At 68.4% G+C, this 21298-nt stretch carries 20 protein-coding genes and 1 tRNA gene; 15 read left to right on the forward strand and 6 right to left on the reverse strand.

The annotated features are described in order from the left end of the window. The coding region (locus AC07ZS_RS26710; RefSeq protein WP_494801483.1) for a pyridoxal phosphate-dependent aminotransferase at positions 1 to 1153 on the forward strand (1153 nt) is incomplete at its 5' end. A gap of 97 nt (positions 1154 to 1250) precedes the next feature. Here AC07ZS_RS26710 and AC07ZS_RS26715 read toward each other — a convergent pair. After that, positions 1251 to 1967: a Rieske (2Fe-2S) protein gene (locus tag AC07ZS_RS26715; protein ID WP_494801484.1), complete on the reverse strand. Its 717-nt coding sequence runs from the start codon at positions 1965 to 1967 to the stop codon at positions 1251 to 1253. Between the two features lie 227 nt (positions 1968 to 2194). On the opposite strand from AC07ZS_RS26715, the gene AC07ZS_RS26720 reads away from it, so the two are divergent. After that, positions 2195 to 3070, forward strand: a complete 876-nt coding sequence (locus AC07ZS_RS26720) for an SPOR domain-containing protein (RefSeq protein WP_494801485.1) — start codon at positions 2195 to 2197, stop codon at positions 3068 to 3070. 24 nt (positions 3071 to 3094) lie between these two features. Here the strand turns inward: AC07ZS_RS26720 and hrpA are convergent, their stop codons facing one another. After that, positions 3095 to 7027 carry an ATP-dependent RNA helicase HrpA gene (gene hrpA, locus AC07ZS_RS26725; protein ID WP_494801486.1) on the reverse strand — a complete coding sequence of 1311 codons (3933 nt, stop codon included), beginning with the start codon at positions 7025 to 7027 and terminating at the stop codon, positions 3095 to 3097. A gap of 20 nt (positions 7028 to 7047) precedes the next feature. Here hrpA and argA point away from each other — a divergent pair, with 20 nt between their 5' ends. Next, the gene (argA, locus tag AC07ZS_RS26730) at positions 7048 to 8388 is read left to right on the forward strand and encodes an amino-acid N-acetyltransferase (protein ID WP_494801487.1); all 1341 of its coding nucleotides are present in this window, start codon (positions 7048 to 7050) and stop codon (positions 8386 to 8388) included. Positions 8389 to 8412: 24 nt separating this feature from the next. On the opposite strand, the gene AC07ZS_RS26735 is transcribed toward argA, so the two are convergent. Together AC07ZS_RS26735 and AC07ZS_RS26740 are read right to left on the reverse strand one after the other, a co-directional pair. After that, the gene (locus tag AC07ZS_RS26735) at positions 8413 to 8907 is read right to left on the reverse strand and encodes a disulfide bond formation protein B (protein ID WP_494801488.1); all 495 of its coding nucleotides are present in this window, start codon (positions 8905 to 8907) and stop codon (positions 8413 to 8415) included. Positions 8908 to 8990: 83 nt separating this feature from the next. Next, positions 8991 to 9761 (reverse strand): ferredoxin--NADP reductase, encoded by a 771-nt coding sequence (locus AC07ZS_RS26740; protein WP_494801489.1) that lies wholly within the window; start codon positions 9759 to 9761, stop codon positions 8991 to 8993. A 250-nt stretch (positions 9762 to 10011) separates the two neighbouring features. Between AC07ZS_RS26740 and AC07ZS_RS26745 the strand changes: the two genes are divergently transcribed. Together AC07ZS_RS26745 and AC07ZS_RS26750 are read left to right on the forward strand one after the other, a co-directional pair. Next, positions 10012 to 10293 (forward strand): oxidative damage protection protein, encoded by a 282-nt coding sequence (locus AC07ZS_RS26745; RefSeq protein ID WP_494801490.1) that lies wholly within the window; start codon positions 10012 to 10014, stop codon positions 10291 to 10293. Beyond that, the gene (locus AC07ZS_RS26750) at positions 10290 to 11450 is read left to right on the forward strand and encodes an FAD-dependent oxidoreductase (RefSeq protein ID WP_494801491.1); all 1161 of its coding nucleotides are present in this window, start codon (positions 10290 to 10292) and stop codon (positions 11448 to 11450) included. Before AC07ZS_RS26745 ends, AC07ZS_RS26750 begins: the two co-directional genes overlap by 4 nt. Before the next feature lies 1 nt (position 11451). On the opposite strand, the gene AC07ZS_RS26755 is transcribed toward AC07ZS_RS26750, so the two are convergent. Continuing rightward, positions 11452 to 12264 (reverse strand): hypothetical protein, encoded by an 813-nt coding sequence (locus tag AC07ZS_RS26755; protein ID WP_494801492.1) that lies wholly within the window; start codon positions 12262 to 12264, stop codon positions 11452 to 11454. A gap of 166 nt (positions 12265 to 12430) precedes the next feature. Here AC07ZS_RS26755 and AC07ZS_RS26760 point away from each other — a divergent pair, with 166 nt between their 5' ends. The 8 genes from AC07ZS_RS26760 to AC07ZS_RS26795 all read left to right on the forward strand — a co-directional run bounded on the left by AC07ZS_RS26760 (position 12431) and on the right by AC07ZS_RS26795 (position 20015). After that, on the forward strand, positions 12431 to 13222 hold the full coding sequence (locus AC07ZS_RS26760; protein WP_494801493.1) for a sulfite exporter TauE/SafE family protein: 792 nt from the start codon (positions 12431 to 12433) through the stop codon (positions 13220 to 13222). A gap of 22 nt (positions 13223 to 13244) precedes the next feature. Then, positions 13245 to 15020: a nitrite/sulfite reductase gene (locus tag AC07ZS_RS26765; RefSeq protein WP_494801494.1), complete on the forward strand. Its 1776-nt coding sequence runs from the start codon at positions 13245 to 13247 to the stop codon at positions 15018 to 15020. An 11-nt stretch (positions 15021 to 15031) separates the two neighbouring features. Further along, the gene (locus AC07ZS_RS26770) at positions 15032 to 15424 is read left to right on the forward strand and encodes a DUF934 domain-containing protein (RefSeq protein ID WP_494801495.1); all 393 of its coding nucleotides are present in this window, start codon (positions 15032 to 15034) and stop codon (positions 15422 to 15424) included. 17 nt (positions 15425 to 15441) lie between these two features. After that, complete coding sequence (locus AC07ZS_RS26775) at positions 15442 to 16191, forward strand: phosphoadenylyl-sulfate reductase (RefSeq protein WP_494801496.1); 750 nt, start codon at positions 15442 to 15444, stop codon at positions 16189 to 16191. Beyond that, positions 16188 to 17147, forward strand: coding sequence for a sulfate adenylyltransferase subunit CysD (gene cysD / locus AC07ZS_RS26780; protein ID WP_382157489.1), 960 nt, complete (start codon positions 16188 to 16190; stop codon positions 17145 to 17147). The genes AC07ZS_RS26775 and cysD overlap by 4 nt, the downstream gene beginning before the upstream one ends. 44 nt (positions 17148 to 17191) lie before the next feature. Further along, entirely contained in the window at positions 17192 to 18502 is a 1311-nt protein-coding gene (locus AC07ZS_RS26785) for a sulfate adenylyltransferase subunit 1 (protein WP_494801497.1), read from the forward strand. A 102-nt stretch (positions 18503 to 18604) separates the two neighbouring features. After that, positions 18605 to 18934 (forward strand): ferredoxin FdxA, encoded by a 330-nt coding sequence (fdxA, locus tag AC07ZS_RS26790; protein WP_494801498.1) that lies wholly within the window; start codon positions 18605 to 18607, stop codon positions 18932 to 18934. 7 nt (positions 18935 to 18941) lie between these two features. After that, a complete protein-coding gene (locus AC07ZS_RS26795) occupies positions 18942 to 20015 on the forward strand; it encodes an NAD(P)/FAD-dependent oxidoreductase (protein ID WP_494801499.1) in 1074 nt (357 codons plus the stop codon). Positions 20016 to 20095: 80 nt separating this feature from the next. On the opposite strand, the gene AC07ZS_RS26800 is transcribed toward AC07ZS_RS26795, so the two are convergent. After that, a tRNA-Asn gene (locus tag AC07ZS_RS26800) sits at positions 20096 to 20171 on the reverse strand. Between the two features lie 38 nt (positions 20172 to 20209). Between AC07ZS_RS26800 and AC07ZS_RS26805 the strand changes: the two genes are divergently transcribed. Further along, complete coding sequence (locus AC07ZS_RS26805) at positions 20210 to 20593, forward strand: VanZ family protein (RefSeq protein WP_494801500.1); 384 nt, start codon at positions 20210 to 20212, stop codon at positions 20591 to 20593. Between the two features lie 4 nt (positions 20594 to 20597). Further along, a partial coding sequence (gene aat, locus AC07ZS_RS26810; protein ID WP_494801501.1) for a leucyl/phenylalanyl-tRNA--protein transferase occupies positions 20598 to 21298 on the forward strand: 701 nt, incomplete at its 3' end.

Consider the following 21298-nt stretch of genomic DNA (forward strand, 5'->3'; position numbering starts at 1 on the left):
CACCCTCACCTCCCGCCTGCCCAAGGTCGGCACCACCATCTTCACCGTCATGTCCTCGCTCGCCGCTGAGCACGGCGCGGTGAACCTGGGCCAGGGCTTTCCCGACTTCGACTGCGACCCGGCCCTGGTGGCGGCGGTCACTCAGGCCATGCAGGCCGGCCACAACCAGTACCCGCCGATGCCGGGCGCGCTCGCGCTGCGCCAGGCCATGGCCGCCAAGATGCAGGCGCTCTACGGCCTGGCCTGCGATCCGGCCACCGAGATCACGGTGACGGCGGGCGCCACACAGGCCATCCTGACCGCCATCCTCGCCGTGGTGCAGGCCGGCGACGAGGTGATCGTGCTCGAACCCTGCTACGACAGCTACGTGCCCAACATCGAACTCGCTGGCGGCGTCGCGGTGCGCGTGCCGCTCACGCCGGGCAGCTTCCGGCCCGACTTCGACCGCATTGCCGCCGCGATCACGCCGCGCACGCGCGCCCTGATCATCAACAGCCCGCACAACCCCAGCGGCATGGTCTGGAGCGAGACCGACATGCAGCGCCTGCAGGCGCTGCTCGCGCCCACCGACGTGCTGTTGATCAGCGATGAGGTCTACGAGCACATGGTGTTCGACGGCCAGGCCCACCAGAGCGCGGCGCGCTTCCCCGGCCTGGCCGCGCGCGCCTTCATCGTCAGCAGCTTCGGCAAGACCTACCACGTGACCGGCTGGAAGGTCGGCACGGTGGTGGCGCCGGCCGCGCTGACGGCCGAGTTCCGCAAGGTTCACCAGTTCAACGTGTTCACCGTGAACACGCCGGTGCAGCACGCGCTGGCCGCCTACATGGGCAACCCGGCGCCCTACCTGGAGCTGGCCGCGTTCTACCAGCGCAAGCGCGACCTGTTCCGCGAAGGCCTGGCCGCCACGCGCTTTCGCCTGCTGCCCGGCGAGGGCACCTACTTCCAGTGCGTGGACATCTCGAATCTGGCCGTGCCCGAGCGCGACCTGCCCGAGGGCGATTTCTGCCAGTGGCTCACGAAGGAAATCGGCGTGGCCGCCATCCCGCTCTCGGCCTTCTACGGCGACGGTTTCGACCAGCGCGTGGTGCGCTTCTGCTTCGCCAAGAAGGACGACACCCTGCGCGAAGCCCTCACGAGGCTCGCCAGACTCTGACCAGCCGAGATTCGATCCGGCGCCGGGCCGCCCCAAGCCGGATCAGCCCCCTCGGGGGGCAGCGACCCGCGCAGCGGCGGAGCGTGGGGGCAACCCCTCAGCACCGCACCGGGTTGCGGCAGTAGCGCTCGAGCTCGAGCACCGTGGCCTGGCGGGCCACGGCCTGCTTCGCGCCCGGCCCCACTTCCAGGCTGAGCTTCATCTCGTACTTCTTGAAGAAGTCGTCGAACAGCTCGCCGCCCAGCGTGCCGGTGGCGGTGAGCGTGTCGCTCTTCGCGTCGTGCTCGATCAGCACCGCGCACAGGGGCTGCTCGGCCGGCCCGTTGAGCACCTGGGCGCCGCGCGCCGGGTCGTACTGGCTGTGGTCGGCACAGCAGTGGATCAGGTCGTTGCCCTTGCTCGGCGTCTGCGGGTTGGTGGCCGCGCCCTTGCGGAAACTGATGAAGCTCAGGTCCTTGGTCGGGTACACCAGCTTGTGCGCACAGATGGCCGAAAACGCGACCAGGCTGCGCCGGGGGCCGATGCCCCCCGGCCACTGGTAGCGCAGCTTGTCGCGGGTCTGCAACTCGGCCGCCGCCGCCGGCTTGCCCAGATCGAGCAGGAACACCGGTGTGGCTTCAAAGGGGTAGTGGAAGACGTAATTGGTCTGCGGTTTCAGGCTGGCGGCCCTGAGCGGCGCGCCCCGCTCGTCCAGCAGCAGCACGCGGCCGTAGGCGCGGGGCCTGGCATCGGCGGCCCAGGCCGTGCCCGCCAGCGTGGCGGCGATCGAGCCCGTGCCCAGGGCGCAGGCTTCCACAAATTCACGTCGATCCATCGCGGGCGTCCCCCTGAGGATGTGGGGCGGACCGCACGCCGCCACCTGCCCGCAGTGAATCGCAGGGAGGCCGCCACTGTCAACCCCATTCATGGAGACGGAAAGGCACTTCATGACTGAAAAGCAGCAACTGATGCCACCCATCGCCACATGGGCAACCACCTGACCATTTCCCCACCCGCACGCCGATACTCGCGTGCCTCACGCCTTCCACGGAGACTGTCCCCATGCCCTCACGCCGCCCCAGCCTGTGGCACACCTGTGCCGTCCTGGCCACCAGCCTCGCCGCATGGGGCGCCCCCCTGCACGCGGCACCCGGCCCGGTCGCCATCGATGCCGTCCAGCTCCCGGCGTGGGTGGAGCGAAATGGTCAACGCAGCGCCGCCGAACCCGGCATGTCCTTGCGCGCCCAGGACAAGGCCCTGACCGCCGCCGGTTCGCGCATGCTGCTTCGCATGGACGATCGCAGTGCCATCCAGCTCGGTGAGCAGACCGAACTGCTGATCCGGTCGCAGGACGCGTTCAAACTGACCACCGGCGTGTTCCGCTACGTCACCGGCGGCAGCAGCACAGCCCAGGGAAATGCGCACGATCTCCGCCTCGAACTCGGCTCGGCCTCGGTGCTGATGCGGGGCGCGGACATCTGGAGCACGACCAACGCCGATCGGGAAGCCACCTGTGTCTTCGACGGCAAGGCCGAGGTGGTGCGCGACGCCAAGCCCCGCATCACGCTGGACAAACCGGGTGCGCTCTGGATCGTGTACAGCGGCGAACCGGAAAAACCGGCCGACCAGGCCACACCGGCACAGTGGACCCAATTCATCGCCCAGTCCGAGCTGCAAGCCGGCAACGGCGTGCTGTTGCCGGGCGGGCGCTGGCGCACGGTGGCGGCCCTGGTGAACAGCCCGGCGGAGGCCGCCGCGCTGCAGGCCCGCCTGCAGGCCGCCGGCTATCCCGCGGAGACCAAGGCCAAGGGCGGTCGCCACGAGGTGCGCATCAACCGGCTCGCCACCCGCGCGGACGCCGAAGCCCTGCTGCAGCGCCTGCGCTCCGACGCCGGCCTGGGCGTCACGGACGGCCGGGCCGCGCTCGCCGCCCAGTGACCCCAGGCCCCTGGGTACCCGGCCTCAGGTGTTGAGCTGGGTCCAGGCCTTTTCCAGCCGCTTCAGGCTCACCGGCTGGGGCGTGCGCAGTTCCTGCGCGAAGAAGCTCACCCGCAACTCCTCCAGCAGCCAACGCAGCTCCTGCAGGCGGGCGTCCTGCACGCCCTTGCGCTCGGCCACCAGCCGCCAGAAGCGCTGATCCTGCGGGCGCAGTTCGGCCAGCCTGGTGGCATCGCGCGCCGGATCGGCGCGCAGCTTGTCCAGCCGCAGCTGCACCGCCTTGAGGTAACGCGGCAGGTGCTGCAGCTGCGCATACGGCGTCTGCAGAAGGAAACGCTTGGGCACGAGGCGCTGCAGCTGTTGCGCGATGTCGGTGGCCACGTCCGCCGGAGGTTTGCTGTCCTTGAGCTTGCGCGCGGCGGCGGCGTATTCGGCGAGCACGGTGCCGGCGGTGCGGGCGATTTCGTTGGCGATCAGCGTGAGGCGCCCTCGCCCTTCCTCCACGCGCCGCTTGAAGGCGGCTTCGTCGCCGGGCAACGGGTCGCCGAGGAAGGCGCGGTCCAGTGCCAGCTCGAGGATCTGCGAACGCAGCTCCTCCAGCGTGCCGCCGCCACCCGCCTCCTTGCCCACCTGCATGTAGGCCACGCCCATGGCCTGCAGGCCGGGCAGGTTCTTCTCCAGGTACTTCAGCGCGTCGCGGATCTGCAGCGCGAACAGGCGGCGCAGGCCCTCGCGGTGGCGCGCCTGGGCCACCTCGGGTTCGTCGAACACCTCGATGCGCACCGCCTCGCCGTCGTCCACCAGCGCCGGGAAACCGATCAGGGTCTGCTGGCCCTGGCGGATTTCCATCAGCTCAGGCAGCTCGCCGAAGTCCCAGGCGGTGTGGCGCTGGGCCGCGCTCACGGCCGGGGCCTTGGCGGCAGCGGCCTTGACTGCCACCGGTGCCGCGCTCCCCTTGGCGGGTGCGGCGGGCGGTGCCGCCGCGCGCAGGCCTTCCATCTTGAGCGAGGCCAGGGCCTGGAAGGCGCCGCGCGCCTGCGCACCCAGCTCGGCCTTGAGCGCCGCGAGGTTGCGACCCTGGCCCAGCTGGCGGCCGTGTTCGTCGACCACGCGCAGGTGCATGAAGTGGTGCGCGCTGAGCATGTCGACCTTGATGTCGTTGCGCTGGATATCGAGCTGCGTGGCCTCGCGCACGAGCTTGAGCACGGCATCCATCAGGTTGCCGGCGCCGAAAGCGGCAGGCTCGCACAGCGCCTGCGCGAAACGCTCGGCGGTGGCCGGCAGCGGCACCAGGCGCGAGCGCGGGCGCTGGTGCAGGGTCTTGAGCAGCGCGAGCAGTTTTTCCTTCAGCATGCCGGGCACCAGCCAGTCGCAGCGGTCTTCGCTGGCCTGGTTGAGCGCGAAGATCGGCAGCGTGACCGAGAGGCCGTCACGCGGGTCGCCGGGTTCGTGCAGGTAGCTGCAGGCGCAGTCCACCCCGCCCAGGCGCAGCGCCTTGGGGAAGGTCTGCGTGGTGATGCCAGCGGCCTCGTGCCGCATCAGTTCCTCGCGTGTGAGCAGCAGGAGCTTGGGGTTCTCGCGCACGGCGTCGCGGTACCAGCGCTCCATCGCGGCACCGTTGCAGATGTTTGCGGGCAGTTGCTGGTCGTAGAAGGCGTAGATCAGCTCGTCGTCGACCAGCACGTCCTGCCGGCGCGACTTGTGCTCCAGCTCGGCCACCTGGCGCACCAGTTTCTGGTTCGCGGCCAGGAACGGCAGGCGCGTTTCCCACTCGCCGGCCACCAGGGCTTCGCGGATGAAGATCTCGCGCGCGCCGACCGGGTCCACACGGCCGTAGTCGGTGCGGCGGTTGCTGTAGACCACCAGGCCGTAGAGCGTGGCGCGCTCCAGCGCCGTGACCTGCGCGGCCTTTTTCTCCCAGTGCGGGTCGAGCAGCTGCTTCTTGATCAGGTGCCCGCCCACCTGCTCCAGCCACAGCGGCTCGATGCCGGCGATGCCGCGCCCGAACAGGCGCGTGGTTTCCACCAGTTCGGCGCAGACGATCCAGCGACCGGGCCGTTTGCTCAGGTTCGCGCCCGGGTGGCGGTAAAACTTGATGCCGCGCGCGCCCAGGTACAGGTCTTCGGTTTCGTGCTTCTGGCCCACGTTGCCGAGCAGGCCGGCCAGCATGGCCAGGTGCAGCTGCTCGTAGCTCGCGGGCTTGTCGTTGAGCCGCCACTGGTGCTCGGCCACCACGGTGTGCAGCTGGCTGTGGATGTCGCGCCACTCGCGCACGCGCCGCACGTTGATGAAGTTCTCGCGCAGCACGCTCTCGTATTGCCGGTGGCTGAGCTTGTGGTCCTTGCCGTGGCCGCCCTTGGTGTCCTCCAGCCATTTCCAGAGCTTGAGCGTGCCGCTGAATTCGCTCTTCTCGTCGTCGAACTTGGCCTGCGCCTGGTCGGCCTGTGCCTGCTTGTCGAGCGGGCGGTCGCGCACGTCCTGCACGCTCAGGGCCGAGGCGATCACCAGCACCTCGTCGAGCGCGCCGCGCTGCTGGGCCTCCAGGATCATGCGGCCCACGCGCGGGTCCAGCGGCAGGCGCGAGAGCGTCTGACCGATGGGCGTGAGCTCGTTGGCCTCGTCCACCGCGTTGAGTTCGGCCAGCAGCTGGTAGCCGTCGACGATGGCGCGTTTCTGCGGCGCCTCGATGAAGGCGAAGTCTTCCACCGCGCCCAGGCGCAAGGCCTTCATGCGCAGGATCACGCCCGCGAGCGAGCTGCGCAGGATCTCGGGGTCGGTGAAGGCCGGGCGCGCGCCGAACCCGGCCTCCTCGTAGAGCCGGATGGCAATGCCGTCGGCCACGCGGCCGCAACGACCAGCGCGCTGGTTGGCGGCGGCCTGGCTGATCGGCTCCACCAGGAGCTGCTCCACCTTCTGGCGGAAGCTGTAGCGCTTCACGCGGGCCGTGCCGGCGTCGATCACGAAGCGGATGCCGGGCACCGTGAGCGAGGTCTCGGCCACGTTGGTGGAGAGCACGATGCGCCGCCCGCTGTGGTCCTGGAAGATGCGGTCCTGCTCGGCCTGCGAGAGGCGCGCGAACAACGGCAGCACCTCGGCCGACCGCAACACCGGTTGATGCGAGAGATGCTTGCGCAGGTGGTCGGCAGCCTCGCGGATCTCGCGCTCGCCGGGCAGGAACACCAGGATGTCGCCGCCGGCCGGGCCACGCCAGAGCTCGTCCACGGCGTCGGCGATGGCGTTGTTCAGGTCGTAGTCGCGGCTTTCCTCGTAGGGGCGCCAGCGCACCTCCACCGGGAAGGTTCGACCCGACACCATGAGCACCGGGGCCGGGCCCTTGGCCGAAGCGAAGTAGCGCGCAAAGCGGTCGGCGTCGATGGTGGCGGAGGTCACGACCACCTTGAGGTCGGGCCGGCGCGGCAGCAGCTGGCGCAGGTAACCGAGCAGGAAGTCGATGTTCAGGCTGCGCTCATGGGCCTCGTCGATGATGATGGTGTCGTAGGCGCGCAGGTCGGGGTCGGTCTGCGTTTCGGCGAGCAGGATGCCGTCGGTCATCAGCTTGACCGAGGCGTCCTTCGACAGGCGGTCCTGGAAGCGCACCTTGTAGCCCACCACCTCGCCCAGCGGTGTCTTGAGCTCCTCGGCGATGCGCTTGGCCACGCTGGAGGCGGCGATGCGCCGTGGCTGGGTGTGGCCGATCAGTTGCCCGCGCTGCCCCGGTTTCGCGTTGCACTTGCCCCGCCCCATCGCCAGAGCGATCTTGGGCAACTGGGTGGTCTTGCCGGAGCCGGTTTCGCCGCAGACGATGACGACCTGATGGTCGCGCATCGCGGCCTCGATCTCATGGCGGCGCGCAGAGACGGGCAGGCTTTCCGGGAATTCGATGTGCAGCGGCGTGGAGGACAAGTGGGAACTTCGGTCAAAATCGGGCAGCCGGCCATTATCCGCGCCCGGCCCCATGCCCGCCTGACCACCGCCCCATGTCCACTGTCTTCAACTTCACCTTCGTCCCCTGGTTCCGCTCGGTCGCGCCTTACATCCACAAGCACCGAGGCAACACCATCGTGGTCGGCATCGCGGGCGAGGCCATCGCGGCCGGCAAGCTGGAGAAGCTGGCGCAGGACCTGGCGCTGATCCAGAGCATGGGTGTGGACATCGTGCTGGTGCACGGCTTCCGGCCCCAGGTAAACGAACAGCTGCGGCTCAAGGGCCATGAGGCGAAGTACTCGCACGGCATGCGCATCACCGACGAGGTGGCGCTGGACTGCGCCCAGGAAGCCGCCGGCCAGCTGCGCTACGAAATCGAAGCCGCCTTCAGCCAGGGCCTGCCCAACACGCCCATGGCCGGCGCCACGGTGCGCGTGATCTCCGGCAACTTCATCACCGCACGGCCCGTGGGCCTGATCGACGGTGTGGACTTCATCCACTCGGGCCTGGTGCGCAAGGTGGACACCGACGGCATCCAGCGCACGCTCGACATGGGCGCGATGGTGCTGCTCTCGCCCTTCGGCTTCTCGCCCACCGGCGAGGCCTTCAACCTGACCATGGAAGACGTGGCCACCTCGGTGGCCGTCGCGCTGCAGGCCGACAAGCTGATGTTCCTGACCGAGGTGCCGGGCATCCGCGTCGATCAGACCGACCCGGAGAGCGACATCGACACCGAGCTGCCGCTGGCCGATGCCAGGAAGATGCTGGCCGCCCTGCCCTCGGCCACCCAGCCCACCGACACCGCCTTCTACCTGCAGCACTGCATCCGCGCCTGCGAAGGCGGCGTGGACCGCAGCCACATCCTGCCGTTCTCGGTCGACGGTGCGCTGCTGCTGGAGATCTACACCCACGACGGCATCGGCACCATGGTGGTGGACGAAAAGCTGGAGAGCGTGCGCGAGGCCACCATGGACGACGTGAGCGGCATCGTGGCACTGATCGAGCCGTTCGAGAAAGACGGCACCCTGGTCAAGCGCGACCGCACCGAGATCGAACGCGACGCGGGCAACTACACCATCATCGAGCACGACGGCGTGATCTTCGGCTGCGCCGCGCTCTACCCCTACCCTGAAGAGCGCACCGGCGAGATGGCCGCGCTCACCGTCTCGCCCCAGACGCAGAGCCAGGGCGACGGCGAGCGCCTGCTCAAACGCATCGAGACCCGGGCCAAGGCACAAGGCCTGCAAAGCATCTTCGTGCTCACCACGCGCACCATGCACTGGTTCGTCAAACGCGGCTTCGTGCAGGTCAGCGCGGACTGGCTGCCCGAGGCGCGCAAGCGCAAATACAACTGGGACCGCAAGAGCCAGGTGCTGGTGAAGAAGCTCAGCTGAGGGCCGGCACCGGCCCCGACGGCCTCAGGCGGCCGGGCGCTTCACCCAGAGGGCCACGGCCAGCGCGATGATGGCCGAGAAGCACAGGAAGGACCAGTTCGCGATCGACAGGCCGAGGAAGGTCCAGTCGATCACCGAGCAGTCGCCGCTGCCGCGAAAGATCATCGGGATGGCGCGGCGCAGCGGGAAGGATTCGATCATGCCGAAGAAGTCGCGCCCGCAGCTCATGACCTCGGGCGGGTTCCACTGCAGCCAGCTCTGGCGCGCGGCCGTGAATGCACCGAACGCCGCCAGAAGACCCATGAGGAAAACACCGCCATACAGCGCGGGCCGGCGGCGGAACAGCGCCGTCACACCGGCCACCACCGCCACCGCCATCAGGGCATAGCGCTGCACGATGCACATGGGGCAAGGCTCCAGGCCCACGACATGCTGCAGGTACAGGCCGAAGGCCAGCATGGCGACGCAGGCGGCGGCCACCAGGCCCAGGATGCGGCGGGGAGAAAGGGAGGCGATCAAGGGGAAATCCTGAAGTTGAGGGGCGGCAGCCGCCGGGCGGGACAGAACACTGAGCCCGGCGATCCGCCGCAAGTTCCCTCGCTTCAGCTCACGAAGGCGCGCTCGATGACGAAATCGCCCGGCGTCGTGGTGTTGCCTTCCTTGAAGCCGCGCTTCTCGCACAGGGCCTTGAGGTCGCGCAGCATCTCGGGGCTGCCGCAGATCATCACACGGTCTTCGGCCGGGTTCAGGGGCGGGATGCCCAGGTCCTTGGCGATCACGCCGTCGCCCAGCAACTGGGGAATGCGCCCCTGGTGCATGAAGGGCTCGCGCGTGACGGTGGGGTAGTACAGCAGCTTCTGCTGCACGGCCTCGCCCAGGAACTCGTCGTGCCGGAGCTGCTCGGTGATCAGCTCGCGGTAGGCCAGTTCCTTGACCTGGCGCACGCCATGCACCAGCACGACCTGCTCGAAGCGCTCGTAAGTTTCCGGATCGCGGATGACGCTCATGAAAGGAGCCAGACCGGTGCCCGTGCCCAGCAGGTACAGGCGCTTGGCCGGCAACAGGTAGTCGATCAGCAGGGTGCCGGTGGGCTTGCGGCCGACCACGATGCTGTCGCCGACCTGGATGTGCTGCAGGCGCGAGGTGAGCGGGCCGTCCTGCACCTTGATGCTGAGGAACTCGAGGTGGTCGGCCCAGTTCGGGCTGACGATGCTGTAGGCGCGCAGCAGCGGCTTGTCGTTCACCCGCAGGCCGATCATGGTGAAGTGGCCGTTGGAAAACCGCAGCGAGGTGTCGCGCGTGGTGGTGAAGCTGAACAGCCGATCGGTCCAGTGGTGAACGCTGAGCACGCGCTCTTCCAGAAATGCACTCATGAGAGATCCTGATGGGGTCGAACCCCGTATTGTAAAAAGTCGGGCTGGCCCCACCGGCAGGACGGGCACCGAAACCTTGCTACAGTGGCGGCCTGCCCGGACTGCCCCGGGGCCTTGCGCCCACCACGGCGAACTGCGCCGACGAACAAAGAGCCCGGATCATGCCGACGATTGGCCTGTTCGGGAACGAATTATTTCTTCAGTTCGTTATAACCAATCCATCTAACCCACACCTCCCAGGACGTTTTTCATGGCACGCACCGTTCATTGCATCAAGCTCGGCAAGGAAGCCGAAGGCCTCGACTTTCCGCCCTACCCGGGCGAAATGGGCAAGCGCCTGTACGAGAACGTGAGCAAGGAAGCCTGGGCCGCCTGGCTCAAGCACCAGACCATGTTGCTCAACGAAAACCGCCTGAACCTGGCCGATGCGCGCGCGCGCCAGTACCTGGCGCGCCAGATGGAGAAGCACTTCTTCGGTGAGGGCGCCGACGCCGCCGCCGGTTTTGTGCCGCCGCCCGCCGACGACAAGTGACCCGCCCGGGCGCGGCCCATGCCCTGGTGATCGGCGCCGGTCTGGCGGGGGCCGCCGTGTGCGCAGCGCTGGCGCGGCGCGGCTGGCGGCTCACGCTGGTCGATGCCGCCGCCGGCCCGGCGCACGGCGCCTCGGCCCTGCCGGTGGGCATGCTCAGCCCGCACGTCACCCGCGCGCCCACCCCGCTGTCTCGCCTGTCCACGCTGGGCATGGCCACCACCCGGGCCGAACTGCAGCGCCTGCTGCCCCAGGGACAGGGCTGGCAGGCCTGCGAGGTGGACAACCTGGGCCATGACCCCGGCCGCTGGCCGGCCGCGATGGTGCGGCCCGCCGCCCTGGTGCAGGCCTGGCTGGACGAGGCCGCTCACGCGACCGCACTGGACTGCCTCTGGCACACGCCCGTGCAGGCGCTGGCGCCCTCGGCGGCCGGCTGGCAGGCCCTGGACGCCCAGGGCCGCTGCGTGGCCGAAGCCCCGGTGGCGGTGGTCGCGGCGGCCTTTGGCAGCCACGCCCTGCTCGCGGGCCCGGCCGGCTGCCTGGACCCCGATGCCCTGCCCCTGCGCCCGGTCAAGGGCCAGATGAGCCTGGCGGCCCAGCACGGCACCCCGCTCGCCGAACGGCCGCAGCGGGACAACGGCGTCTACGTGCCCCTGTACGAGGACGCCGGGCTCCCGCCCGAATGGCCGGCGCGCATCTGGGCCATGGGCTCCACCTACGAACGCGGCGAGAACAGCACGCACCTGAGCGACCTCGCGCACGAGCGCAACGCCGCGAGCCTGGACACGGTCTGCCCGGCGGCGGCACAAGGCCTGCGGCAGGCCCTGCAACAAGGCCAGCTGCTGGGCTGGGCCCAGGTGCGCTGCGCTTCGCTGGACCGGCTGCCCCTGGTGGGCGCCGTGCCCGCCGGCGAAGCCCTGAAAGCCCACATGGCGGCGGCCGGCGCCCGGCGCGGTCGCGTACCCCTGGCAGATGTGCCGCGCCAGCCCGGGCTCTACCTGCTGGCTGCGCTGGGCTCGCGGGGCCTGACGCTGGCCGCCTGGTGTGCGAACCAGCTGGCGGCGGGCATGGCGGGTGAATCCACACCGCCGGCGGACGAGGACCTGCTGCGGGCGATCGATCCCGCGCGCTTCGCCTGGAAGCAGGCGCGGCGTCAGTAGCTCAGATCAGGTCCAGCCACTCGGACACCTGGCGCGGCTGGAACGGCCGCTCCAGCAGGGCCGTGATGCCCACGCGGTGTGCGTCGCGGCGCACCCGGCGGCGGCGCCACCAGCCCGCCAGCGGGCCGGCCAGTTCGGTCGTCGCCAGGGTCAGCGCCTGGGGATTGCGGGCCACGAAATGGCGCATCAGCGCCCACACGTCGATGCGGTGGTCGTCCAGGTTGAACACGCCACACACGTAGCGGTTGCGCTCCATGAGCTCCAGCGCGGTCTCGGTGTCGATCACTTCGTCAACATGGCCCACGCCGGCCAGCGCCAGGCGGGTGCGCAGGTAGGTCCCCTCCTGGTCCTCGGCCCCCACCACCAGGGCGCGCCGCACCAGGTCGGAGAGCTCGCCGGTGTCCATGTCGAGGTCGATGTCCAGCGGCGCCGGTGCGGTCACATCCAGATCGAGCAGGCCCGAATCGGCCTGGCGGGCGGCGAACACCAGGTCCAGGTCGTGCAGCACGGCGGCCCATTCGATCGGCCGGTCCAGCACCCGCCAGGCGTGCTCCGGGGCGTCCGGGCCGACCCAGATCAGGCGCTGCCCGGGTGGCATTTCCTTGGCGTGGGACAGCACGGCCTCCAGGCTTTCGCCATCCACCAGCGCCACCTGGGCCACCCCGGAAGGGATGACCGCCCCCGGCGGGGCCATGGGCACCCAGGGAGCGTAAGACAGCTCGCGCTCCTGCGACAGGCGAAACACGGTGTTGAGCGCATGGCGTTCCACGTCGGAAAAACCGACCACGCTGACCAGGATGCGCTGCTTTTGCATGGCGCGGATGTTACGCCCAGCAGACCGATGTGCGGTCGATGTTGTACGACAAGCGGGCATCCCGCGTGCGATTCGGCACATCACCTCTTTGCTTATTTCTGAATGACATATATCCATGAACAAAAAATCGTTTGGGATATATCGATGTCTCCCTACAGTCACGCCCATGCCTGACATCGCCATCATCCTGGCCGGATTCGCCGTGGGACTCATCGTGGGCCTCACGGGGGTCGGTGGCGGCTCGCTCATGACGCCCATCCTGATCTTCTTTTTCGGCGTCAAACCCTACCTCGCGGTCGGCACCGACCTGCTGTTCGCGGCCTTCACCAAGATGGGCGGCACGGTCAATCTGGCGCGGCAGAAGCTGGTGCCCTGGCGCGTGGTCGGCCAGCTGAGCGCGGGCAGCCTGCCCGCCGCGTTGCTGACCCTGCTGGTGCTGCGCCAGCTCGGTCCCACGAGCGCGGCGGTGCAATCGCTGATGACGAACACCCTGGGCGTGGCGCTCCTGCTGACGGCGGTGGCCATGCTGTACAAGGCGGCGCGCGGCAAACAGCTGCCGCGCCAACTCCCCGAAGGCCAGCTGGACAAGGCCACGCACGCGCGCCACTGGAGCCTGCCGGTGCTCTTCGGCGCGGTGATCGGCATGCTGGTCACGCTCACCTCGGTCGGTGCGGGCGCCATCGGGGTGTCCGTGCTGCTGTTGCTGTTCCCCCTGCTGCCGCTGCCGCGCATCGTGGCCGCCGACATCGCTTATGCCGTGCCGCTCACGCTGGTCGCCGGCCTGGGCCATGCCAGCCTGGGCTCGGTGGACTGGCCGCTGCTGGCCAAGCTGCTCGCCGGCTCGCTGCCCGGCATCTGGCTGGGCACGCGGCTGATGCGCCACACCCCCGAGCGCCTGGTGCGCTCGGCGCTGTCGCTGCTGCTGGCCTACGCCGGCACCAAGCTGATCGCTTTTTGATTCCTGAAGACCCACGAAGACGATGTACCAATATTCCGACTTTGACCGCCAGTTCGTGCACCTGCGCGCCGCCCAGTACCGGGACCAGCTGACCCGCTGGCAAGCCGGCACGCTGGGCGACGACGAGTTCAAGCCGCTGCGCCTGCAGAACGGCTGGTACGTGCAGCGCTTCGCGCCCATGCTGCGCGTGGCCGTGCCCTACGGCGAGATCTCCAGCCCGCAGCTGCGCGTGCTGGCGAAGATCGCGCGCGATTTCGACCACAAGGAAGAGCACGACGTCTCCAAGGCCAACGCCGGCCTCTCCGAAGTGCCCACCCTGCCCGACCGCTGCGGCCACTTCACCACGCGCCAGAACGTGCAGTACAACTGGATCCCGCTCTCGCGCTCGGCCGATGTGATGGACCTGCTGGCCAGCGTGGGCCTGCACGGCATCCAGACCAGCGGCAACTGCATCCGCAACATCACCACCGACGCGCTTGCCGGCATCGCGATCGACGAGGTCGCCGACCCGCGCCCCTTCGCCGAAATCCTGCGCCAGTGGAGCACGCTGCACCCCGAGTTCGCGTTCCTGCCGCGCAAGTTCAAGGTGGCCATCACCGGCGCGCGCGAAGACCGCGCCGCCACCCCCTGGCACGACGTGGGCCTTCGCCTGCTGCGCAACGTCGACGGCGACCTGGGCTTCCAGGTGCGCGTGGGCGGCGGCATGGGCCGCACGCCCATCATCGGCAGCGTGATCCGCGAGTTCCTGCCCTGGAACCAGATCCTCAACTACCTCGAAGCCGTGGTGCGCGCCTACAACCGCTTCGGCCGCCGCGACAACATCTACAAGGCCCGCATCAAGATCCTGGTGAAGGCCGAAGGCCAGGCCTTCACCGACCAGGTGGAAGCCGAGTACCGCGACATCCTCGAGAAGGACGGCGCGCCGCACACCATCAGCCAGGCCGAACTGGACCGCGTGAGCGCCTTCTTCGTGCCGCCGCAGCTCAACTGCGACCGCAAGAGCGCCGACGCCAAGATCGCGCACATCCTCAAGGCCGCGGCCGAGGACGACCTGGAGTTCAGCCGCTGGCTGCAGCAGAACGTCAAGCCGCACCAGAACCCCGACCTGCGCGCCGTCACGCTGTCCTTCAAGCGTTTCGGCCAGGCCCCCGGCGACGCCACGGGCGAGCAGTTGGAGCGCGCCGCCGAACTGGCCGAGCGCTTCTCGGCCGGCGAAGCCCGCGTGACGCACGAGCAGAACCTGCTGCTGCCCTGGGTGCGCTGCGACCAGTTGCCCGAGCTGTGGCGCGAGGCGCGCCGCCTGGGCCTGGCCAAGCCCAACATCGGCCTGCTCACCGACATGATCGCCTGCCCCGGCGGCGACTTCTGCGACCTCGCCAACGCGCGCTCGCTGCCGCTGGCACAGGCCATACTGGGCCGCTACAAGGACCTCGACGAGCTGCACGACCTGGGCGAGATCGACCTGCACATCAGCGGCTGCATCAACTCCTGCGGCCACCACCACAGCGGCCACATCGGCATCCTGGGCGTCGACAAGGACGGCCAGGAGTGGTACCAGGTCACGCTCGGCGGCTCGGACGGCACGCGCCTCTCCGGCGACGCCACGCCGGGCAAGGTGATCGGCCCGTCCTTCGCCGCCAGCGAAGTGCCCGACGTGATCGAAGCCCTGCTCGACACCTACCGCGCACAACGCACCGGCCAGGAGACCTTCGTGAACACCCTGCGCCGCACCGGTGCCGACCCGTTCAAGACCGCCGCCAACGCGGTGCGCACGAGCACGGCACGCGCCGCCGCCTGAGGAGAGACCGCATGAGCCAGAACCTTCAACTCTTCAGCGCTGACACCTTCGCTGCCACCGAAGCCGAGGCGCAACGCCTCTCGATCGCCAACGACGCCGATCCGCGCGAAGCCGAGCTGAGCGGCATCCGCGTGGTCGAGCTGCACTTCCCCAAGTTCAGCGATGGCCGCGCCTTCAGCCAGGCCTTCCTGCTGCGCCGCCGCCTGGGCTTCACCGGCGAGATCCGCGCCACCGGCGACGTGCTGATCGACCAGCTGGTGCAGATGCAGCGCAGCGGCTTCAGCCAGGCCGTGCTGCGCGCCGACCAGAACCTCGCCCATGGTGAAGCGCTGCTGAAGCACTACCCCGCCTTCTACCAGGGCGATGCGGTGCACACCGCGCCGCATTTCGCCGCCGCTGCCTGAACGTCAAAGCCACCGCCATGACCGCCATCGCTCTCTACAACCGCCCCTCGCCCGACTTTGCCGTCAAGGTCGAGCGCAGCATCGCGCTGCTGCGCGAGACGGCCGCCAACCACCCCAAGCTCACCCAGGCCTCCAGCCTGGGCGCCGAGGACATGGTGGTCACGCACCTGATGCACCTGGCCGGCATCGAGGCCAGCGTCTTCGTGCTGGAGACCGGCAAGCTGCACGCGGAAACGCTCGCGCTGATCCCGAAGATCGAGCAGCGTTACGGCATCAGCGTGCAGGTGTTCCGGCCCAAACAGGAATCGGTCATCCACTTCGTGCGCAAGAACGGCGAAGAGGCGATGTACCAGAGCATCGAACTGCGCAAGGCCTGCTGCGACATCCGCAAGATGGAGCCCCTGGCGCGCGCCCTGGCCGGCCAGGATGGCTGGATCACCGGCCTGCGCCGCGAACAATCCAACGCGCGCGCTGAAGTCGGTGAGATCGTGCAGGAGCCCGAGCGCATCAAGGTCAGCCCCATCGTCGAGTGGACCTGGGGCGATGTCTGGCACTTCATCGCCGAACACCAGCTCGACTACAACGCGCTGCACGACCAGTTCTTCCCCAGCATCGGCTGCGCGCCCTGCACGCGCGCCATCAGCGTCGGCGAGGACTTCCGCGCCGGCCGCTGGTGGTGGGAGCAGGAAAGCGCCAAGGAATGCGGCCTGCATGTGCAGCCCGCCGCCGAACCCCTCGTATCGTCTCTCGAACGGACCCACGCATGAACGCCCGCACCGAAACCGCCGTGATCCAGACCGCCCTGCAGCACGCCAGCGACCACCACCTGAGCAACGCCCACCTGGACGCGCTCGAAGAGGAAACCATCTTCATCCTGCGCGAGGTCGCCGCCGCCTTCGAGCGCCCCGCCCTGCTGTTCTCGGGTGGCAAGGACTCGCTGGTCATGCTCAAGTGCGCCGAGAAGGCCTTCGGCGCCGGCCGCATCCCCTACCCGCTGCTGATGATCGACACCGGCCACAACTTCCCCGAAGTGACCGATTTCCGTGACCTGCGCGCCAAGGAACTCGGTGCCGAACTGATCGTGCGCAGCGTCGAGGATTCGATGGCGCGCGGCACCGTGCGCCTGGCCCATCCGGGCGAGAGCCGCAACGTGCACCAGTCGGTCACGCTGCTGGAGGCCATCGAGGAATTCCGCTTCGACGCCCTGATCGGCGGCGCGCGCCGCGACGAGGAAAAGGCGCGCGCCAAGGAACGCATCTTCAGCCACCGCGACAGCTTCGGCCAGTGGCAACCCAAGGCGCAACGCCCCGAACTCTGGACGCTGTTCAACACCCGGATCCAGCCCGGCGAACACTTCCGCGTGTTCCCCATCAGCAACTGGACCGAGCTCGACGTGTGGCAGTACATCGCACGCGAGAACATCGCCCTGCCTTCGATCTACTACACGCACCAGCGCGAAGTGATCGACCGCCGCGGCCTGCTCGTGCCGGTCACCGAACTCACGCCGCCGCGCGACGGCGAAACCGTGGAAGTGCGCGACGTGCGCTTCCGCACCGTGGGCGACATCACCTGCACCTGCCCGGTGGAGAGCCTGGCCGCGACGGCCGACGACATCGTCATCGAGACGCTGGCCGCCGAGGTCAGCGAACGCGGCGCCACGCGCATGGACGACAAAACGTCCGATGCCTCCATGGAGAAGCGCAAAAAGGATGGGTACTTCTGATACCCCCGCGCCTGTGAACAGACATGTTTCGCCGAAAGACCGTTATGACCACCGCTGAACTCACTCCCACCGCCCAGGACACCCGCTCGGCCCTGCGCCTCATCACCTGCGGCAGCGTGGACGACGGCAAGAGCACGCTGATCGGCCGCCTGCTGGTCGACAGCAAGGCCGTGCTGCAGGACCACCTGGCCGGCGTGCAGCGCCACGGCCAGACCGACCTCGCTCTGCTGACCGATGGCCTGTCGGCCGAGCGCGAGCAAGGCATCACCATCGACGTGGCCTACCGCTACTTCAGCACCGAAGCGCGCAAGTTCATCATCGGCGACGCCCCCGGCCATGAGCAGTACACGCGCAACATGGTCACGGCCGCCTCCAGCGCCGACGCGGCCGTGGTGCTGGTGGACGCCACCAAGCTGAACTGGGCCGACGCGGCACTGCAACTGCTGCCCCAGACCCGCCGCCACAGCCTGCTGCTCAAGCTGCTGCGCGTGCCTTCGGTGGTGTTCGCCATCAACAAGCTCGACGCCGTCGAGGACAGCCGCACCGCCTTCACCCACATCGCCGCGGCGCTGCGGCAGTTTGCCGAGCAGGCCGGCATCCCGGTCACGGCCGTCGTGCCGGTGTCGGCCCTCAAGGGCTGGAACGTGGTGGACGCCAGCGAACAGGCCGGCTGGTGCGGCTACAGCGGCCCGACGCTGCTGGAAATCCTGGAAGGCCTGCCCGTCACGCCGGCCGACACCACGCTGCCCTTCGCCTTTGCGGTGCAGTGGGTGGAGAAGTTCAGCAGCTCCGCCGACACCTCGCAAGGTCGGCGCGTCTTCTGGGGCCGTGTGGCCACCGGTGGCGTGCAGCCGGGCCAGGCGGTGCGCATCATGCCCAACGGCCAGACCGCGACCGTCGCGCAGGTGCTCAACCACGTGCGCGAGCCGCAGGCCGTGCTGGCCGGCCACAGCGCCGGCATCGTGCTCGACCGCGAGGTCGACGTCTCGCGCGGCGATTGGCTGCTGGCGGTCGAGGAAGGCGAGGCACAAGGCGATCTGAGCGGCAGCCGCGAGATCCGCGCCACCGTGGCCTGGCTCGACGACGAGACCCTGGTGCCAGGCCGCGTGTACTGGGCGTTGCACGGCCATCGCTGGGTCAAGGCCAAGATCAAGCGCATCGTGCACCGCCTGGACATCCACACACTGGCCGAAGAAGAAGCCCACCAGCTCGAGCCGAACGCCATCGGCCACATCGAACTCGCGCTGCAGGAGCCGCTGGCCACCTTGCCTTTCGAGCGCTCGCGCACCCTCGGGTCGCTGGTGCTGGTGGACACCGCCAGCCACCGCACCTCAGGCGCCTTGCTGGTGCTCTGAAAGCCCCTCCGTTCTTAACGCGTACCCGGGCAAGGGGCTTGCGCCCGCCCGGGGCTCTGGGAAACCCTAAAATCCGGGGTTCTACCGATTCCCATCATCACCATGACCCACGTTGTCACCGAAGCCTGCATCCGCTGCAAATACACCGATTGTGTGGACGTCTGTCCCGTGGACTGTTTCCGCGAAGGCCCGAACTTCCTGACGATCGACCCGGATGAATGCATCGACTGCGCGGTGTGCATTCCCGAGTGCCCGGTGAGTGCGATCTACGCCGAGGAAGACCTGCCCAAGGACCAGCAGCACATGACCGGGCTCAACGCCGAGCTCGCCCGCCTGCCGGGCTGGAAGAGCATCACCAAGCGCAAGGATCCGCTGCCCGACCACGACGAGTGGAAAGACCGCACCGGCAAGCTGTCGGAGCTGGTTCGCTGAACGTGGCATGACCATCGCCAACACGCCCGACGGCACCATCGAAACGGATGCCGTCATCGTGGGCGCGGGCCCGGTCGGCCTGTTCCAGGTCTTTGAACTGGGGCTTCTGGAGATCCAGGCGCACGTGATCGATGCGCTCCCCTACCCCGGCGGCCAGCCGGCGGAGCTGTACCCGGACAAGCCCATCTACGACATCCCGGCCATCCCGGTGTGCACCGGGCAGGAACTGGTCGATCGGCTGCTGGGGCAGATCAAGCCCTTCGGCGCCAGCTTCCACCTGGGCCAGGAAGTCAGCACCGTGCAACCGCAGGAGGACGGCCGCTTCTTCGTCGCCACCTCACAAGGCACGCAATTTCTCACCAGGACACTGTTCATCGCCGCCGGCGTGGGCGCCTTCCAGCCGCGCAAGCTTCAGGTCGAAGGGCTGGAAGCGTTCGAGGACACCCAGCTGTTCTACCGGGTCAGAAACCCGGCCGACTTCGCGGGCAAGCACCTGGTCATCATCGGCGGCGGTGATTCGGCGCTCGACTGGGCCTTGAACTTCGCGGCCGACGGCCCGCATCGGGCGGCCAGCGTGATCCTCCTCCACCGCCGTGACGGCTTTCAGGCCGCGCCCGCCAGCGTGGCCAGGATGCGCGAACTCTGCGAACGCCAGAAGATGCAATTCATCGTGGGCCAGACCACGGGTTTTGAAGCAAGCGAAGGCCGCCTCACGGGCTTGAAAGTCACAGGCCCTGATGACGTGACCCGCGTGGTGCCGCTGGATGCCTTGCTGGTGTTCTTCGGCCTTTCGCCCAAGCTCGGCCCGATCGCCGACTGGGGCCTGGACATCGAGCGCAAGCAACTGGTGGTGGACACCGAGAAGTTCTCGACCAGCATCCCCGGCATCTTCGCGGTGGGCGACATCAACACCTACCCCGGCAAGAAGAAGCTCATCCTTTCCGGGTTCCACGAGTGCGCTCTGGCGGCCTTCGGAGCCGCGCCCTTCATCTTCCCCGACAGGAAGGTGACGCTGCAGTACACCACCAGCAGCACCAAGTTGCACAAGGTGCTGGGTGTTGATTCGCCGACGATCGACTGAGTCCGTGTCGTTGACGACAACACAAGCGAAGCAGCAAAGAAAAAGGCCTTCCGAAGAAGGCCTTTGTCTATTTGTCTGTCTGGCTCCCCGACCTGGACTCGAACCAGGGACCTGCGGATTAACAGTCCGTCGCTCTACCGACTGAGCTATCAGGGAACAGCCTTGAATTATAGCGTCATTTTTTTCGTTTTTCCATGACACGCTTCATCTTCGTCATCAAACCGATTTTCTGGCTGAGTGTCGCGGTGCTCACTGTGGCCTCCATCGTCCCCGTGACCTTGCTTCCACCGCAAACCGTGGACGTGTGGGACAAGGCCCAACATGCGTTCGGATTCGCCTGGCTGGCCTTCCTCGGTCTGTTGTCGTATCCGCATCGCCCGACCGTTGTCGCGGCATCGCTGCTGGCGCACGGCGCGGCCATCGAACTGGCGCAGGCCGCCACAGGCTGGCGCTACGGCGAGTGGCTGGACCTCACCGCCGACGGTGTGGGCATCCTGCTGGGCACGCTGGCCTGGTGGCTGCTTCGTCGGATCGGCCGCCCCACCACCTTGAAACCTCAGGGCCGCCGCGCACAATAGTGTCATGTCACACACCCCGCCCAACCGCGCACTGCCGTGGCTCGAGCCTGGCCAGGCATTTCCTTCCGTGGAAGCGGCCTGGAGCGCCACGGACCCTGCGCCCGGCCTCCTTGCGGCAGGTGGGGTGCTTGACGTGCCCACGCTGGTCGCTGCGTACTCGCGCGGCATCTTCCCCTGGTACAGCGCCGGCCAGCCCATCCTGTGGTGGAGCACCGACCCTCGCATGGTGCTGGAGACAGGCAGCTTCCGCTTGCACCGATCGCTGCGCAAGACCCTCAACAAGCTGCTGCGCGAGCAACGCCTGGAGATCCGCTTCGACCACGATTTCGAGCGCGTCATCCGCGCCTGCGCGCACACCCCGCGCGACGGCCAGAACGGCACCTGGATCCTGCCGGCCATGGTGGAGGCCTACGCCCGCCTTCACCACGCAGGCATCGCCCACAGCGTGGAGACCTGGCTCGACGGCGAGCTGGCCGGTGGGCTTTACTGCGTCAACCTGGGGGCCATGGTGTACGGCGAGTCGATGTTCAGCCGCCGCAGCGACGCCTCCAAACTCGCGCTGGCCGCGCTGATCGCTTTCTGCCGGGCCCACGCCCTGCCCCTGATCGACTGCCAGCAGAACACCGGCCACCTGGCCTCGCTGGGTGGTCAGCTCATGCCCCGCGACGCGTTCTGCCGCCACATCCGGATGGCCCTGCCCCACCC

The sequence above is a fragment of the Hydrogenophaga sp. GW456-12-10-14-TSB4 genome, assembly GCF_059424305.1.